At 63.6% G+C, this 14,606-nt stretch carries 13 protein-coding genes; 8 read left to right on the top strand and 5 right to left on the bottom strand.

All coding sequences use genetic code 11. The features are described from left to right. Window positions 1–153 precede the first annotated feature (153 nt). The gene (locus D6Z43_RS19275; protein WP_120653685.1) at window positions 154–1,206 is read right to left on the bottom strand and encodes an ABC transporter substrate-binding protein; all 1,053 of its coding nucleotides are present in this window, start codon (window positions 1,204–1,206) and stop codon (window positions 154–156) included. Between the two features lie 303 nt (window positions 1,207–1,509). Between D6Z43_RS19275 and D6Z43_RS19280 the strand changes: the two genes are divergently transcribed. Then, window positions 1,510–3,096 carry an ABC transporter permease gene (locus D6Z43_RS19280; protein WP_371924242.1) on the top strand — a complete coding sequence of 529 codons (1,587 nt, stop codon included), beginning with the start codon at window positions 1,510–1,512 and terminating at the stop codon, window positions 3,094–3,096. After that, window positions 3,093–3,956: an ABC transporter ATP-binding protein gene (locus D6Z43_RS19285; protein WP_120653687.1), complete on the top strand. Its 864-nt coding sequence runs from the start codon at window positions 3,093–3,095 to the stop codon at window positions 3,954–3,956. Before D6Z43_RS19280 ends, D6Z43_RS19285 begins: the two co-directional genes overlap by 4 nt. Before the next feature lie 67 nt (window positions 3,957–4,023). On the opposite strand, the gene D6Z43_RS19290 is transcribed toward D6Z43_RS19285, so the two are convergent. The 3 genes from D6Z43_RS19290 to D6Z43_RS19300 form a co-directional block, all read right to left on the bottom strand. After that, window positions 4,024–4,995 (bottom strand): sensor domain-containing diguanylate cyclase, encoded by a 972-nt coding sequence (locus D6Z43_RS19290; RefSeq protein WP_120653688.1) that lies wholly within the window; start codon window positions 4,993–4,995, stop codon window positions 4,024–4,026. A 75-nt stretch (window positions 4,996–5,070) separates the two neighbouring features. Further along, window positions 5,071–6,099, bottom strand: a complete 1,029-nt coding sequence (locus D6Z43_RS19295; RefSeq protein ID WP_120653689.1) for a DUF2955 domain-containing protein — start codon at window positions 6,097–6,099, stop codon at window positions 5,071–5,073. Further along, a complete protein-coding gene (locus D6Z43_RS19300; protein WP_120653690.1) occupies window positions 6,099–7,160 on the bottom strand; it encodes an HlyD family secretion protein in 1,062 nt (353 codons plus the stop codon). Before D6Z43_RS19300 ends, D6Z43_RS19295 begins: the two co-directional genes overlap by 1 nt. A gap of 154 nt (window positions 7,161–7,314) precedes the next feature. Between D6Z43_RS19300 and D6Z43_RS19305 the strand changes: the two genes are divergently transcribed. Continuing rightward, window positions 7,315–8,280 (top strand): LysR family transcriptional regulator, encoded by a 966-nt coding sequence (locus D6Z43_RS19305; protein WP_120653691.1) that lies wholly within the window; start codon window positions 7,315–7,317, stop codon window positions 8,278–8,280. A gap of 89 nt (window positions 8,281–8,369) precedes the next feature. Continuing rightward, entirely contained in the window at window positions 8,370–8,573 is a 204-nt protein-coding gene (locus D6Z43_RS19310; RefSeq protein WP_120653692.1) for a hypothetical protein, read from the top strand. Window positions 8,574–8,879: 306 nt separating this feature from the next. On the opposite strand, the gene desA is transcribed toward D6Z43_RS19310, so the two are convergent. Further along, window positions 8,880–10,064: a delta-9 fatty acid desaturase DesA gene (desA, locus tag D6Z43_RS19315; protein WP_120653693.1), complete on the bottom strand. Its 1,185-nt coding sequence runs from the start codon at window positions 10,062–10,064 to the stop codon at window positions 8,880–8,882. Window positions 10,065–10,236: 172 nt separating this feature from the next. Between desA and dibA the strand changes: the two genes are divergently transcribed. The 4 genes from dibA to cysT all read left to right on the top strand — a co-directional run bounded on the left by dibA (window position 10,237) and on the right by cysT (window position 14,600). Beyond that, the gene (gene dibA, locus D6Z43_RS19320; protein WP_120653694.1) at window positions 10,237–12,141 is read left to right on the top strand and encodes a phosphodiesterase DibA; all 1,905 of its coding nucleotides are present in this window, start codon (window positions 10,237–10,239) and stop codon (window positions 12,139–12,141) included. A 196-nt stretch (window positions 12,142–12,337) separates the two neighbouring features. Next, complete coding sequence (oscA, locus tag D6Z43_RS19325) at window positions 12,338–12,520, top strand: sulfur starvation response protein OscA (protein WP_077524552.1); 183 nt, start codon at window positions 12,338–12,340, stop codon at window positions 12,518–12,520. A 128-nt stretch (window positions 12,521–12,648) separates the two neighbouring features. Further along, window positions 12,649–13,647, top strand: coding sequence for a sulfate ABC transporter substrate-binding protein (locus tag D6Z43_RS19330; protein WP_120653695.1), 999 nt, complete (start codon window positions 12,649–12,651; stop codon window positions 13,645–13,647). Between the two features lie 134 nt (window positions 13,648–13,781). Beyond that, window positions 13,782–14,600, top strand: a complete 819-nt coding sequence (gene cysT, locus D6Z43_RS19335; RefSeq protein ID WP_120653696.1) for a sulfate ABC transporter permease subunit CysT — start codon at window positions 13,782–13,784, stop codon at window positions 14,598–14,600. Window positions 14,601–14,606 lie beyond the last annotated feature (6 nt).

The following is a 14,606-nucleotide window of genomic DNA, read 5'->3' on the forward strand; positions in this document are numbered from 1 at the left end:
CCTGAAGGGAGAGGGGGTTGTCTATGCAAGGATTCAGGCCTGTGCGCTGCTTGTGGGAGCGAATTCATTCGCGATGCCCTGTGGATAAAAAAGCCGCCTTGCGGCGGCCTCCACGACTTCCCTGTAAATGACTTCCTTGTCAGCGACTCCCTGTCAGCGCGAGGCCTGTCCCGGCCCCTGCAATGCCGCGTCGAGGAAACGCGGCTCCACCCAGTCGGAAACCTGGAAACCACGGCGGATCAGGCGTTCCTTGACAGCCAGGTCCACGCCCTGTTGCAGCAGGCCGACAAATTCAGCGTCAAGGTGTGGATCGAAATAGCGACTCAGGCTTTCCTGGGCCAGATCGCTGGCGAGGATGCCCGGCGGATAGCTGGCCAGGCCCGAAACCAGTTCGACGTAGGCACCTTTGTTGGCGTCGTCGCGCAGCCAGTTCACTGCCTTCTGTTGGGCCTTCACCAGGCGCCCCACCACATCCGGGTACTGGCGGATGAAGTCACCGGTAGCCACCAGCACCGCCTGGGTGCTGCCCGCGCCAGCGAGGTCTCGGGAGCTCAGCGGCAGTTCCGCGAGACCTCGCTCGCGCAGGGCGATCAAGTTGGAGAGACCCCAGGTCGCGTCGATCTGCTTGGCGGCCAGGGCCGCACTGGCGGCATTGAAATCGAGGTTGATCACTTTCAAGTCACGCTCGCTGAGACCCTGGCTGGCCAGGGCGCTGGCGAAGGAGAGCTGGAGGGCAGTGCCACGAAACACCGCCACGCGTTTGCCCTTGAGATCCTGCAGGGTCTTGATGCCCGAGCCCGGCACCACGCCGAGGTAACTCTTCACGCCACGGGTATTGGCGCTGATCACCCGGGTGTCCAGCCCATTGGCCTTGCCGACGATTGCCGCCAGGTCGCCCAGGTAGGCGAAGTCCACCTGGCCGTTGGCCAGGGCCTCGTTCACCACCGGCCCCGCGCCCTTGAAGAAGCGCCACTCGACACGGATTCCGTCCTTGGCGAATTCCTCTTCGAAGACCTTCTGGTCACGCAGTACGTCCACCACGCCACCGGCGCTGTGCTGCGTACCGGCACTGAGGTCGGGCACAGCGATGCGGATAGCTTCCGGCTTGGCCGCTTCGGCGTGGGCAGCCAGGGGGAACGCCCCGAGCACGCCGATCAGCAAGGGTGAGGCGAATGCACCGAGTATTTGGTTGAGCAGGGTTTTCATGGCGTGCGGGCTCCTTCGCGGGCTGCCGCCGGCAGTGGCCGGCGCTGTGGGACGGAAGCTAGGCGCGACGCCATAGGCCAAACAAATATTAAAAAATCATTCTTTAATAATTTTTTTGCCTAAGTCAGGCACGACGCGGCCTGCACCGTGGCATGCAGAACCCGCATAAAAAATATGAGGAAAACGCATCGGCCTATCCCTTCCCGACGCTATCGACTCATGCTCTTATCCATTTCAGGAATCAATCATTAGTTTATTATTCTTTTTAAGAATAATCTAAGAACCACCGTTCGGGAGATGGACATGAGCCGGACCTTTGCCTGGACGCCCGCCGCAATCGATCCAAGCGGCTGGTGGCGCGGCCATTCCGATGCCTTTCTGCCGTGGCTGCTGCCCCTTGGCCTGGCGCTGCTCTGGGTGCTGGCGAGCCACTACCATTGGATGAGCGCTCAGATACTGCCAGCGCCGTTACTGGTCTGGCAGAGCAGCCTCGAGTTCGGCTCCGGCGAGCTCTGGAGCCATCTGTGGATAAGTCTTCAGCGACTGTTCTGGGGGCTGTTGGCCGGGGTTGCCGGCGGGCTACTACTAGGTACCTGGCTGGGGGCTTCGAGGCGCGCCGAGGCGTTGGTCTATCCAACCTTCGTGGCCCTGGCGCAGATTCCCACCCTGGCGTGGATTCCTTTGTTCATGCTGTTCTTCGGCATCGGCGAGCTGCTCAAGCTGGTGGTGCTGATCAAGGCGGTGGTGGTGCCGGTGACCCTGCACACCCTGGTCGGCGTGCGCGATGCCCAGCCCAAGCTTCGTGAGGCCGCCGCCGTATTACGCTTGCCGCGCCACCTGCTGTTCCTGCGCCTGTTGCTGCCGGCTGCCCTGCCCGCCTTCCTCACCGGTTTCCGTCTGGCGCTGGCGACCGGCTGGACTTCGCTGCTGGCAGTAGAACTGCTGGCCTCCAGCGAAGGCCTGGGCTACCTGATGGTCTGGGGACGCCAGCTGTTCATGCTGGACCTGGTCTTCCTCTGCATCCTGCTCATCGGCCTGGTAGGCGCTCTGATGGATCGTGGCTTCGGGCTCGTCGAGCGGCGCTTGCTGCACTGGCCGCAACCGGCCACAGGGGAACAACGCCAGCACAGCGATGCACGGGGTTGGCGTCGCCTGCAGGGGGTCCTGCTGCCCACAGCGTTGCTGATTCTCTGGCAGGCCAGCAGCAGCCTCGGCTGGGTCGACCGCAATATCCTGGCGTCGCCGCTGGACGTGCTGCGCAGCCTGGCGGATGGCTTCGATGATGGTTCCCTGCCACATGCCATGCAGCTCAGCCTGCAGCGTGCCCTGGCTGGCCTGGTTGTCGGCGGTGGCGCCGGACTCCTGCTGGGATTGCTGCTGGGGCTTTCCAGCCACGCCGAGCGGGTGTTGGGGCCAAGCCTGTCGGCGTTGCGCCAGGTTGCGCTGTTCGCCTGGGTGCCGCTGCTCACTGCCTGGTTCGGCCTGGGCGAGGCGGCCAAGGTGGTGTTCGTCAGCCTGGCAGCCTTCTTCCCCCTGTTCATCGCGACCCAGCGCGGCATCGCCAGCCTGTCGCCGCAACTGGGCGAAGTGGCCCGCACCCTGCGTCTGGACCTGGCCAGACGTCTGCGCCTGCTGATCCTTCCCGGCGCGGCCCCGGCAATCTTCGCCGGCCTGCGGCTTTCGCTGATCTACGCCTGGCTGGGGACCATTGGCGCCGAGTACTTCATGCCATCCGACGGCGGCATCGCAAGCCTGATGCTCGGCGCCCAGCAGATGTTCCGCATGGACCAGGTAATGGCAGCCATGCTCCTGGTGGGCCTGGTCGGCGCCTTGCTCGGCGCTCTCGGACAACGCATCGAAACGCGCGCGACGCGCTGGAGAAACGCATGAACGCCTTCAACCCCTCGGCCCGGGATGCGGCCAACCAACCCCACGCCATCGCGCCGCTGGTCAGCTTCGACCGGGTCGGCAAGGTCTTCTCCGTGGATGGCCAGGCCTTCGAGGCCATCCAGGACTTCAGCCTGGCGATCAACGAAGGCGAGTTCATCGCCATCGTCGGTTCCAGTGGGTGCGGCAAGTCGACCCTGCTGCGCCTGCTGGTCGGTCTGGATACCGAATACAACGGCGAGATCCGCGTGGACGGCGCGCCGGTCCGGGGCATCGGTGGCGAGCGCGGCATCGTGTTCCAGGAGCACCGGCTGTTCCCCTGGTTGACCGTGGCGCAGAACATCGGCCTGGGGTTGGTGAACGAAAAACTGACCCAGGGCGAACGCGCTCGACGGGTACACGAGTTCGTGCAGCTGGTGGGGCTGACAGGCTTCGAGTCGGCCTACCCCCATCAGCTTTCCGGCGGCATGGCCCAGCGCGTGGCCATCGCCCGCGGCTTGGTAGCCAGCCCACGCATCCTGCTGCTGGATGAACCCTTCGGCGCCCTCGATGCGCTGACCCGCCAGCAGCTGCAGGACGAGCTGCTGGCCATCCGCGAACGCTCCGGCATCACGACCTTGCTGGTCACCCACGACGCCGAAGAGGCGATCTACCTGGCCGACCGCGTGGTGGTGATGGCGCCGCGGCCCGGACGGATCAAGTCGGTGGTGGAGATCGACCTGCCGCACCCGCGCCAGCGCACCGGCGCGGATTTCCACAGGTTGCGCGAACGCCTGCTCCACCAGCTCACCGGTGACGGCGATTACCTGCCGCCTGTGCTGCAGCGAGTGGAAGGCATGCGGCCAGAGTTCATTGCACTGTAGGTGCAGCCGCACCTGGGGGAGCTAAGTCATTCGCGATTGAAATCGCGCCCACAAGGTGGGATCGGGGTCAGTCGGCGAGGACGATCTGATTCTTCCCGCCGCGCTTGGCCTGGTACATGGCCGCGTCGGCGCGGGCGTAGAGGCTGTCGAGGTTGCCGTCGTCACGAAGGTTCGCCAGGCCCTGGCTGACGGTGACGCCGAAGCTCTTGCCGTCGACGGTGAAGCCCATCCGCTGGATTTCCCGCTGCAGGCGTTCGGCGATCTGCCACGCCAGTTCCGGCGGGCAACCGGGCAGGACGGCGGCGAACTCCTCGCCGCCGATACGGCCGAACAGGTCGCCCCGACGCAAGGTATTGCCGCCGCATTGGGCAATGCGTTGCAGCACCTGGTCCCCGATCTGGTGGCCATGGGTGTCGTTGATCTTCTTGAAGTCATCGACGTCCAGCAGGATGAACGCCAGCGGGCTGCCGAACTGCACCGAGTGCTCGAACTCGCGCTGGGCGCATTCGAAGAAGTGCCGTCGGTTGCTGCTCTTGGTCAGCACGTCGGTGGTCGCCAGGCGATGCAGTTCACCCTCCAGTTGCTTCTTCTCGGTGATGTCTTCGGCGATGCCGACAACGATGGTCGGCTGGCCTTCCCCGCCGCCCTGGCTGATGAAGCATTTGTCGCTGATCCAGCGCAGCTGGCCGTCGGCGCGGATGATGCGGTACTCGCGGGCCTCGATGGCCCCCTTCTCCAGCACTTCGGCGAAACTCTGCGCAGCGTATTCCAGGTCATCCGGGTAGATGCAGTTGCGCCACTCGCTGTAGTCCGCCAGCAGCAGCGCGGCGGAGCGCCCGAACATGGTCTCGTAGGCAGGGCTGACGTAGATGATCCGTTGCGCCTCCCAGTCGAAGGCCCAGAGCACGGCGTTCACGCTGCCCAGAAGGCTGCTGAAGATGGCCTCGCGTTCGCGCAGCCGTTCGACTTCGCCCCGGCTGTGAAGAAGGGCAAGGGTGAGTTTTTCCAGTTCGCTTGGAGATTCGAGGGACGTTTCCATTCGGCCGCTACCTTCATAGGACCTGCCTTCGACAGATTAGGCAGGCAAAAGTGCGGACGGCACGCGAGCCGACGGTCAGGCATGACTGGCATGACGGAAGGCAACGAAACGGTTGAGCAACCGGTGCAGGACGAACACCGCGACCAGGGTGAGGAACACCGACACGCACACCGAGCTCAGGCGATAGGCGATGGAGTACACCACGTCGTGCTGCGGCGTGAGGTACTGGCCGAAGACGATGGCCAAGGTGGTCAGTGCGCCGAAACCAATGCCCTGCGCGCCTTCCAGCACATGCAGGCGAGCGCAGCAGAGGGCGGCGGTCCAGTACATCAGGGTCACCAGGGGCAGCACGTCGTAATGGCTGTAGAGCACCAGCTGCAGCACCAGCCCAATGGCGCAGCCCAGCAGGGTGCCGAGGGCGCGAATGCGGCCGGCGAAGCGGATGCCGTTCCAGTGCATGGGGAACAGGACCAGGATCGACGCCACCTGGGCCGACAGCGAATCTTTCAGGTCGAAGCTCTGGAACAGCATGAAGGACAGGGTGGCGATAGTCGCCCCGAGGATCGCCTCGTGGCGCTGGCTGGGCACGTCCTTGGCCGGTATCCGCTTCAGCGGACGCGGCTCGGCATCGGGGAAGAGGAAGAACATAAGCCAGGCGATCAGGACCGTCAGCCCCGCCGCCACCAGGTTGCTGGTGACCAGGTCGTAGAGGTGGGTTTCCGGGTAACTGGCGAAGTGAAGCTGGATGGAGAGGAACACGCTGCCCAGCGCGCCGAACATGAAGAGCGCCCCCTGGGCCATCAGACGGAAGCGCCAGAAGAAGGCCAGGAAAGCCAGCGGCACTATCATCTGCGGTCGGTCGCCAAACAGGCCGTAGATCACCAGTACCTCGACACTCACCACCACGGCCTGGAGCAGGAACTGCCGCACGATGTGGGCGTTGATGACCGGCGTGAGGCCGAGCAGGAGCATGGGATAGACGCAGAAGAACGAGCCGTTGTCCCAGCCCATCAACTTGCAGATGAACAGCCCGAGGGTGCCGCCCCCAGCGAGACGCAGGCATTGCCTCAGGTCGTTCTCGGTCAGAGCTGTCCTGCGGTTCATCAATACACGTAGTGCAGGATGCTGATCGCGGCGATCTGCAGACGGCCGAACAGGTCCGCCAGGTGCGAGTCGCCCGGGTAGAGCTGGACCGTCGCCTTGGCGCCGCTGGGCAGCGTATAGGGCAGGGTTTCGGTCAGGCTGACGTGCAGGCGCTGGCGCTGAGCGTCACGCACCCAGCGGTCGGAGATCGCCGGAGCGGCCAGATCGCCATTGGCGTCGAGCTGCCCCTCCTTCACGCCGGCGTCGATGGCGCTGACCCTGGCCGCAAAAATGTGGCCGGGGAGCGCGTCGAACACCACCGCAGCACCATCCTCCAGGCGCACATAGCGCAGGGCCTTCTCGCGGAAGTCGGCACTGATGTCCGCTTCATCCGCCACCAACGCGGCCACCGGATTGCCGGCATGCAGGAATGCGCCGGGGGACAGCTGCAGGTTGCTCAAGGTGCCGGCGCGCTCGGCACGCACTTCGCTGTATTCCAGTTGCAGGTGCGCCTGCTCCAGCGCGTTACGGGCCTGGCGCAGTCGCAGGTTGTCGTCGCCGACGGCGCCACGCTGGGCCACGAGCTCGCGAATGCGCGCACCGGCGGCACTCAGCTTGGCCTGGGCGGCCTGACGCTGCGCTTCGGTCTGCTCGAACAGCTGGCGCGATACGTGCTGGCTCTGCACCAGACGCCCGAGGCGCGCAGCCTCGCGTTGCAACTCGCTGGCAGAAGCCTGGGCGGCGACCTGGTCGGCACGGGCCGCAGCGATAGCGGCGTCGAGTTGGCGGTTGTCCTGCTCGGCCTGTTCAAGCGCCAGCTCGGCGGCACGCACGGCCAGGCGGAAGGGTTCGGGGTCGAGACGGAACAGGACCTGGCCGGCCTCGACGTGCTGATTGTTGCTGACGGCGACGTCCAGCACCTGGCCGTCCACGCGTGGGGCGATGCGCAGCACCGGACGGGTCAGTTGCGCCTGGGGCGTGATGGGCATCCACAGGTCCGCCGCCAGGAAGTAGGCGAACAGCAGGACGAACAGGATGATGGCCGCCTGGACCCGCCGGGCGAATCTTTGATCCGGAGTCATGCGTACCTCGAAGGGACCCGCAGCGGATGCGGGTGGGGGAAAGACGGGAACGGCACGACCTCGGCCATTACCGCCCATGGGGACAAAGTATATTTAGCTGGGATTCGAGGATAATCTCCCACTTGCGAGAAGCAGCCTTACACAAGGGGTAACAATGGATACGCTCCACAGCATGCGGGTTTTCGTGCGGGTGATAGACACCGGCAGTTTTACCGCCGCAGCCCAGGCCATGGACCTGTCCACCGCGCAGGTATCAAGGCTGGTATCGGAGCTGGAACAGCAGCTCCAGGCCCGCCTGCTGCATCGCACCACCCGCCGTCTCGCGCTGACCGAAGTGGGCGAGCGCTACCTGCAACGCTGCCGGCAAATCCTCGGTGAAGTGGACGAGGCCGCCGCCGAGGCACGCGGTGCCCATCTCAAGCCCCATGGCCGCCTGCGCGTACACACCATGACCGGCCTGGGCCTGCAGCACCTCACCCCCCTGGTGGCACGCTACAGCGAGCTCTATCCGGAAGTGGTGGTGGAACTGACCCTGTCGCAGCGCACCCCCGACCTGCTGGAAGATGGCCACGACGTCATCATCACCTTCGCCCGCGAGCTGCCCGATTCGCAGATGGTCGCCCAGGTACTGGGGCCGATGTTCAGCGTGCTCTGCGCAGCCCCCGGTTATCTGAAGAAGCACGGCGTACCCCTCAGCCCGGTGGACCTGCAGCAGCATCGCTATCTGCGGCTGCTGGACCCGCTGTATGAGGACAGCTGGGTGTTCAATGGCGAGCAGGGTGAATTCAACGTACTCCCCGCCGAGAGCTTCCAGGTGAACGTGGCCGAGTCGTTGGCCAAGGCCGCGCAGGCCGGCATGGGCATCTGCCTGCTGCCCTCTTTCGTCGCCTGCCCGCCCGTGCGTGAAGGCAAGCTGCTGCGGCTCCTGCCGGATTACCGCCTGCGCGAGCGCAACATCTACGCCATCTACCCGTCGCGGCGTTTCCTCGACGCCAAGATCAAAACCTGGGTCGAGTTCCTCAAGGCCGAATTGCCGCCGCTACTGACCCAGGACGAAGCCCTGCTCGAAGATCCGAATCGCTGGGCGATCAACGCGAAACTATTGCGCAAAGAGAAATAGTTCTTCACTGAAACCGCTATTTTTCCCCTTTCCTGACCTCCCTAAGATGGCGCCATGTTTCGCAAGAAACCATCTGAGAGGTTCAAGATATGCAACACAACGCGATTTTTACTGCCGTTTTCGCCGTATTTTCTCTATTTTTCTCGCAATTGACCCTGGCCGAAGAATCCAACGCCTTTGTTGCACGCAACGCAGCTCTGGCCGAGCAGCGCGCCGACGCGGCCCAGCAGGAAGCCATCGCCAAGCAAGGCGCTGAGCAACAGAAGCAGTCCGACGCCCACCAGGACAGCTGATCCCTGTCACTCCCTGTTCTCCACCTCCTGACGTTGATGCGTGACAGCTCCTATATCGACGTCCTGTTCAGGCCGCTCATGACGAGCGGCCTTTTTTTGCCTACAGGAAATGCCGGTGGCGACGGGCGACTTGAGGGGCAGTTGCGCTGCCCTTGGCGATTGAAATCGCCCCTACAGGAACAGCCTGTCCCCGCCTTGTACGGGCGAATACATTCGCCAACCGAACCACCGGTTCGGCCTGCGATGCGTCCGCAGAAAGCAAAAAGGCCGGCATCTCTGCCGGCCTTTCTCATGGGCTCGCAAGCGTCAGGCGGCGGCCGGACGCAGGGAGTAGGTCTTCAACTGCTCGGCGAAATCGCGCAGGGACTGGATACCGCTGGCTTCGGCCTCGTGAATCCATTCCTTGATGGCGGCGAGCATGTCGTGGCCATTGGCGCTGGTCTTCACCCAGATCTGCTGCAGCGCCAGGCGCTTCTCGTAGATCACCTTGAGGGCCTGGCTCTGTTCCAGCATGGCGGCGATGCGCGCCTGGTGGCCTTCGTCGAGCAGGCTGGTCTCGCGGGAAAGCAGGCGTTTGGCGCGGCGGAACAGGTGGCGTACCGACTCGTCGGCCTTGGCCAGTTCCTGCTTCACCAGCGGAGCGATCACCAGCTTGCGGTACTGGGCCATGATCTGGAAACGGTTGTTGAGGATGGCCATGGCGGTGTCCATGTCCAGGTTGCCCTTGCCTTCGACGCGGTGGGCGATCGGTGCCACGCGCTGCACCTTGGCCATGCCGAGGATGCTGAACAGCTTGATCCAGGCCCAGCCCATGTCGAACTCCCACTTCTTCACCGACAGCTTGGCGGAGTTCGGATAGGTGTGGTGGTTGTTGTGCAGCTCTTCACCGCCAATCAGGATGCCCCAAGGCACCAGGTTGGTGGCGGCATCACGGCATTCGAAGTTGCGGTAGCCGATGGCATGGCCCAGGCCATTTACGACGCCTGCGGCCCAGACCGGTATCCACATCATCTGCACAGCCCAGATGGTGATGCCGCCCGCGCCGAACAGCGCCAGGTCGATCAGAGCCATAAGGGTGACACCGCCGATGGGGTAGCGGCTGTAGACGTTGCGCTCCATCCAGTCATCCGGGCAGTTCTTGCCGTAGATGCGCAACGTCTCTTCATTTTTCGCCTCTTCCGCGTACAGTTCCGCGCCTTGGCGCAGTACGGTCCACAGGCCTTTGACCACCGGGCTGTGGGGGTCGTCAGCAGTTTCGCACTTGGCGTGGTGCTTGCGGTGGATGGCGGTCCACTCGCGGGTATTCATGGCGGTGGTCAGCCACAACCAGAAACGGAAGAAATGCTTGAGCGCCGGATGCAGTTCCAGCGAGCGGTGCGCCGAGTAGCGGTGCAGATAGACAGTGACGCTGACGATGGTGATGTGGGTCATCACCAGGGTGACAGCCACCAGCTGCCACAGCGACAGGTCGAGAAAGCCGTTGTACCACATGGATGGTGTTGCCTCGGGTAAAGTGAGCGGGGCTTATCGCGTATAGCTCCTCGGATTATCACAAAGCGCCCGGAGAAAACCATCCTGTCTTTTAGATAGAAGCCCTCCGGTCGTCGGTTGCTTCTATAATCCGCCAATTGCCCGTTTCACCCATGCCAGGAAGGCCGCACCCATGCGTTTCAATTTCAGTGCCCTGCGATTGGTGCTGCCCTACTTCATTCTCGCTAGCCTGTGGGTGCTGTTCAGTGACCGCGCACTCTATTCCCTGGTGGGCGACCGTGTACTGCTGGCCGAGCTGCAGACCACCAAGGGACTGCTCTTCGTGCTGGTTACCAGCCTCCTGTTGTTCACCCTTGTCTGCCTGCACCTGCACCGCCTGAAGGACTATCTGGATGCCCGCCGCGAACACGAAAGCAGCCTGCGCCAGGCCGCCGCTGTGTTCGACAGCACCCAGGAGGGCGTGCTGGTCACAGATGCCGAAAGCCGCATCGTCCACGTCAACCGTGCCTTTTCCCGCATCACCGGCTTCGATGAAGCACAAGTACTGGGCAAGAATCCGCGCATCTTCAGCTCCGGCCGCCACGCCCCGGGCTTCTACAAGGCCATGTGGAATGCCCTGGACAACCGCCGCGAATGGAGCGGTGAAGTGTGGAACCGGCGCAAGAACGGCGAGATCTATCCGCTCTGGCAGAACATCCGCGCCATCCATGACGAAGACGGTCAGCTGACTCACTATGTGGCGGTATTCTCCGACGTCAGTGCGATCAAGCGCTCGCAGCACGAACTGGACTTCCTCGCCCACCACGATCCGCTGACCAACCTGCCCAACCGCCTGCTCTTCACCGAGCGTGTAGAACAGGCGCTGGAACGTGCCCACCGTGAGAAGCAGAACGGTGCAGTGCTGTTGCTGGACCTCGATCACTTCAAGCACATCAATGAAAGCTTCGGCCACTCCCATGGCGACCTGCTGCTGAAGATGGCCGGTGTGCGCCTCCAGGGGCTGATGGAAGGCGGCATGACCCTGGCGCGCCTGGGCGGCGACGAGTTCGGCGTGTTGTGGGAAAACTGCCCTCAGGCCGACCAGGCCGCAGCCCTGGCCGAGCGCATCCGCAGCGAACTGGCGACCCCCTTCCGACTGGACGGCCATGACCTGTTCATCAGCACAAGCCTGGGCATCAGCCTGTTCCCGAACGTCGACGCCAATGTCGAACAGGTGATGCGCAATGCCGACTCGGCCCTGTTCAAGGCCAAGAGCTCGGGCCGCGATTCCTATGCCTTCTACAGCCAGGAACTGACCGAGCAGGCGCGCCAGCGCGTCGAGTTGTTCAGCGCCCTGCGCCAGGCGATGGAGCTGGGTCAGCTGCAAGTCCACTACCAGCCCATCCAGCGCCTGGCCGACGGCCAACTGGTCGGTTTCGAGGCACTGGTGCGCTGGGCGCATCCCGAGCGTGGCCTAGTACCACCTGGTGAGTTCCTGCCAATCGCCGAGCAGAGTGGGTTGATCGCCAGCATCGACGTCTGGGTACTGGAACAGGCCTGCCGGCAGATGCGGTGCTGGCTGGAGCAGGGTCACGCATTGTCTTTCGTGGCGGTGAACCTGTCCTGCCGGCTGTTCCACCGCACCGAGCTGGATAGTGAAGTGGCCCGGGTGCTGGCCACCACGGGCCTTGCACCGGAGCGGCTGGAGCTGGAAATCACCGAAAGCGCGGTGATGGAGGACCCGGACGCCGCCGAGGCCCTGCTTGCTCGTCTGCGTGAACTGGGCGTGCGTCTGGCCATCGACGACTTCGGTACGGGCTACTCCTCGCTGCAGCGCCTCAAGCACCTGCCGGTGCAGAAGCTGAAGCTCGACCAGAGCTTCGTTCGTGGCCTGCCGGACGACAAGAACGATATCGCCATCGCTCGTGCCGTCACCGCCTTGGGCCACAGCCTGGGCATCAGCGTGCTGGCCGAAGGTATCGAGGTGGACGCCCAGGCCGGGTTCCTCCGTGAGCTGGGCTGCGACTACGGCCAGGGGTACCTGTTCAGCCGGCCCTTACCGGTGGAAGAACTCGAGCAGCTCTGGCCGGTAGCCTGAAGACGGCAGATTCGGCTTCGCCAGGCGTTGGCCCCCCCTGTCGGCAGCATCTGCGTCGCTCGAAAGCAATTTCGGTTATATAAAAATTCTTAAATAGTATTTTTAAGAATATTACCCGCTTGCTTAAGATTCGCTCCACGCCACGCGGAATACCTTCCTGAACCATGCCGCGGGCCCCATTTCTAGGAGCACGACCATGAGCGCAACCCTTCGTAGCGTGGAAGGCCAGGACGAGGCCAGCATCCTGCGTGAAATCCAGAGTGCCCTGCACGGCCTGCGTTTCGGCTCGGTGGAAATCACCGTGCACAACGGCCAGGTAGTGCAAATCGAACGCAAGGAAAAATTCCGCCTGCAGCAACCGAACCAGCGCGGTAACTGATTCACAGGACACCGTTCAAGCCTCACGAGGCTTGAAGCCCGACCGGACTGCCGGAGGGCGTTTCGACGAACACCAGTAAACAGCCCTAGCCAACACCTAAAAAAAATTCCAGTTCCAGGAGCTTGATAATGTCGATTCGCCGCTTCGCCCTCGCCGCCCTCGCCAGCGCCCTGATCGCCGGTCCGGCCGCCGCCGCCACCGAACTGCTCAACGTGTCCTACGACCCGACCCGCGAGCTCTACCAGGAATACAACGCCGCCTTCGCCAAGCACTGGAAGGCCGAAGGTGGCGACGATCTGAAGATCCAGCAATCCCATGGCGGCTCCGGCAAACAGGCCCGCGCCGTGATCGACGGCCTGAAGGCCGACGTGGTGACCCTGGCCCTGGCCGGCGACATCGACGAACTGCAGAAGCTCGGCAAGCTGATCCCGGAAAACTGGCAGGCTCGCCTGCCGCAGAACAGCACTCCCTACACCTCGACCATCGTGTTCCTGGTGCGCAAGGGCAACCCCAAAGGCATCAAGGACTGGGGCGACCTGACCAAGCAGGGCGTTGAAGTCATCACCCCGAACCCGAAGACCTCCGGCGGTGCACGCTGGAACTTCCTGGCCGCCTGGGCATGGGCCAAGAAGGAGTACGGCAGCGACGCCAAGGCACAGGAATACGTGAAGGAGCTGTACAAGCACGTACCGGTGCTGGATACCGGCGCCCGTGGCTCGACCATCACCTTCGTCAACAACCAGATCGGCGACGTGCTGCTGGCCTGGGAAAACGAAGCCTTCCTGGCTCTGAAAGAACAAGGCGGCGAGAACTTCGAGATCATTGCGCCGAGCCTGTCGATCCTGGCCGAACCGCCGGTATCGGTGGTCGACAAGAACGTCGACAAGAAGGGCACCCGCAAGGTTGCCGAAGCCTACCTGCAGTACCTGTACAGCGAGGAAGGCCAGCGCATCGCGGCGAAGAACTTCTACCGCCCGCGTAACGAGAAGGTCGCGGCCGAGTTCGCCAAGCAATTCCCGAAACTGGACCTCGTGACCGTGGACAAGGACTTCAACGGCTGGAAAGAAGCCCAACCCAAGTTCTTCAACGACGGCGGCATCTTCGACCAGATCTACCAGGCGCAGTAAGCGCGGAAGACGCCCCCTCTCCCCAACCCTCTCCCTGAAGGGAGAGGGGGCTCGAAGGCCTGATCTCCGGATCGGGCCTCTTTGCTGTCAGCGGGAGAGAAACCAAGCGTTCCAACGCAGAGTAAGGACAGAACATGTCGCGACGCATCTCCCCGGTCATACCCGGCTTCGGGCTGACCCTGGGATACACCCTGGTGTATCTCAGCCTCCTGGTCCTGATTCCCCTGGGTGCCCTGTTCCTCAAGACCACCGAGCTGACCTGGGTCCAGTTCTGGACCATCATCAGCGCCCCCCGCGTGATCGCCGCCCTCAAGCTCAGCTTCGGTACCGCCCTGGCGGCCGCCGTGATCAATGGCATCATCGGCACCCTGCTGGCCTGGGTGCTGGTGCGCTACGACTTCTTCGGCCGCAAGGTCATCGACGCCATGGTCGACCTGCCTTTCGCGCTGCCCACCGCGGTCGCCGGTATCGCCCTCACCGCGCTCTATGCGCCCGCGGGCCTGGTGGGCCAGTTCGCCACCGACCTCGGTTTCAAGATTGCCTACACCCCGCTCGGCATCACCCTGGCGCTGACGTTCGTGACCCTGCCCTTCGTGGTGCGGACGGTGCAGCCAGTACTGGCCGATATCCCCCGCGAGGTTGAGGAGGCCGCCGCCTGCCTGGGCGCCAAACCGCTGCAGATTTTCCGCCACGTGCTGGTGCCGGCGCTGCTGCCGGCCTGGCTGACCGGTTTCGCCCTGGCCTTCGCCCGTGGCGTGGGCGAGTACGGCTCGGTGATCTTCATCGCCGGCAACATGCCGATGAAAACCGAAATCCTGCCGCTGCTGATCATGGTCAAGCTGGACCAGTACGACTACACCGGCGCCACCGCCATCGGCGTGCTGATGCTGGTCGTCGCCTTCGTCCTGCTGCTGCTGATCAACCTGCTGCAACGCCGCATCGAAACCCCGTGAGGAGAG

It is taken from the genome of Pseudomonas sp. DY-1, from assembly GCF_003626975.1.
Lineage (GTDB): Bacteria > Pseudomonadota > Gammaproteobacteria > Pseudomonadales > Pseudomonadaceae > Metapseudomonas.